This window comes from Stenotrophomonas maltophilia group sp. Smal13 (assembly GCF_030236855.1).
In the GTDB taxonomy this organism is placed as follows: Bacteria; Pseudomonadota; Gammaproteobacteria; order Xanthomonadales; family Xanthomonadaceae; genus Stenotrophomonas; species Stenotrophomonas maltophilia_A.
The window spans coordinates 1-534 of sequence record NZ_JASJSQ010000184.1 but is presented as its reverse complement, the minus strand read 5'-3'; the positions used below and the strand labels follow the sequence as shown (position 1 = coordinate 534).

General features: G+C 69.5%; 1 protein-coding gene. It reads left to right on the top strand.

Annotation, left to right across the window (positions count from 1 at the left end):
• Positions 1–534 (top strand): molybdopterin-binding protein (locus QRO95_RS25280; RefSeq protein WP_285303764.1); only part of this gene is annotated, 534 nt, incomplete at both ends.

Here is a 534-nt window from a genome sequence, read left to right as displayed (position 1 = left end):
CGGCGCTGCTGACCCTGTACGACCTGAGCAAGCCGGTGGAACCGGCCCTGCGCATTGAAGGCATCCGCCTGCTGTTCAAGGAAGGTGGCAAGCGCGGCGTGTGGCTGCACCCGGATGGCATGGACGATGCCGAGCGCGCGCGCTTCAAGCCGCGTGCGCCGAAGGGCCTGGAGGGCGCGGCCTGCGCGGTGATCACGCTGAGCGATCGCGCCAGCGAGGGCACCTATGAAGATGTGTCTGGCCCGACCCTGGTGAGCGGCCTGAAAAAGCTGGGCGGCGAGGTGGTGGCGGCCGAGGTATTGCCGGATGGCATCGAGCCGTTGGCGGGCCACCTGCAGGCGTTGGCTGCCAAGGGCGTGCGCCTGTGCCTGTGTACCGGCGGTACCGGACTGGGTCCGCGTGACCTGACCCCTGAGGCGCTGCGTTCCTTGAACGCACGGCCGGTGCATGGCTTGGCGCAGATGGTGCGGGCACTGAGCGCACAGCACACGCCGATGGCCTGGCTGAGCCGCGCCGAGGTGGTGCAGCTGGGCA